This window comes from Pseudomonas sp. Leaf59 (assembly GCF_920984685.1).
Classification (GTDB): domain Bacteria; phylum Pseudomonadota; class Gammaproteobacteria; order Pseudomonadales; family Pseudomonadaceae; genus Aquipseudomonas.
The window spans coordinates 1-1,313 of record NZ_CAKLBR010000042.1 but is presented as its reverse complement, the minus strand read 5'-3'; the positions used below and the strand labels follow the sequence as shown (position 1 = coordinate 1,313).

Annotated in this window: 1 protein-coding gene; it reads left to right on the top strand. The window is 53.2% G+C overall.

Going from position 1 to position 1,313, the window contains the following annotated elements; genetic code table 11:
• The first annotated feature begins 53 nt into the window (after positions 1–53).
• A protein-coding gene (locus LUB09_RS23830) for an IS3 family transposase (RefSeq protein WP_231423853.1) occupies positions 54–1,276 on the top strand; the annotation gives its coding sequence in 2 pieces (ribosomal slippage) (positions 54–405 and positions 405–1,276; 1,224 coding nt in all).
• Positions 1,277–1,313: the final 37 nt, after the last annotated feature.

Below are 1,313 nucleotides of genomic sequence, written 5' to 3'. Positions count from 1 at the left end.
TGTCCCGTCCTGAATAAGGTTTACACCTTCTGACCTTTCTTCAGGAGGACTCAATGGATACGGGAAAAAGGCGCAGCCAACGCGATTACACGCTAGCTTTTAAATTGTCGGTCGTAGACCAAGTCGAAAAAGGCGAGTTGAGTTATAAAGAGGCTCAACGGCGCTTTGGCATTCAGGGCCGGTCCACGGTACTGGTTTGGCTACGCAAGCATGGCCGACAGGACTGGAGCCAAGGCGCCTCAATCCGAGCGCCGCGGAGCAGGCCGATGACCGACCCCCACCTCCCGCTGACACCCGAGCAGCGGATTAAAGAGCTTGAAGAACAGTTGGCGCTGAGCAATCAAAGGGCCCAGTTCTTTGAAGCTGTCGTGAACGTCTTGAAAAATGATTACGGTGTGTCCATCGTAAAAAAGCGACCCGGCAAGTCCTCTCGCAAGGGCAAATCCAAGACCTGAGCATTACCAGGGCTTGCCTGTTCATGGGAATTTCGCGCCAAGCGTATTACAAACGTAACCGAGCCGTTGATGCGAGAGCTCACCAAGACCAGCAAGTAGTGGACTTTGTTCTGGAAAAGCGGCGTCGCCAGCCGAGGTTAGGCACGCGCAAGCTGCATTATCTGATGAGCACTGAGGCTGAAGTGCAGGTAATTGTTGGTCGAGACCGTCTTTTTTCCATCTTGCGCGAAGCGCGAGAGCTGGTTCCTCGAAAGCGTGCTTATCATAAAACTACGCATAGCCATCATCGGTTCCGCCGCCATCCCAACCTGCTCAAAGCAGGCCCGGAACAAGTTGTCGCTGGCAGGCCCGAGCAGGTTTGGGTTGCAGATATTACCTATCTGCCCACGCGGGAAAGTGTTGTTTACGTCAGCCTGATAACAGACGCGTACTCACGCAAGATCGTGGGTCATCATGTGCATGACAGCTTGCATACGGAGTCGGTGGTCAAAGCATTGCAGAAAGCTGTTAGCCAGCGAAAATCCAAGCAATCGCTGATCCATCACTCGGATCGCGGGGCCCAATACTGCTCCGACCTGTACCAGCAAATGCACGCCAAGCATGGGATCAAGTGCTCAATGACGGACGGCTACGATTGCTATCAGAACGCGATGGCAGAGCGGGTAAACGGGATTTTGAAAACTGAGTTTTTGCTGCACCGGCCCAAAGATTTGGCGGATGCCGTAAAAATGGTGGATGAGTCGGTGCTGATCTACAACGGGGAGCGGCCGCACTTATCCCTGAAATACAAAACGCCCGATGCGGTGCATCAGGCGTTTTGAGACTGAAACAGGTGTAAACCTATTTCAGGACTAGACA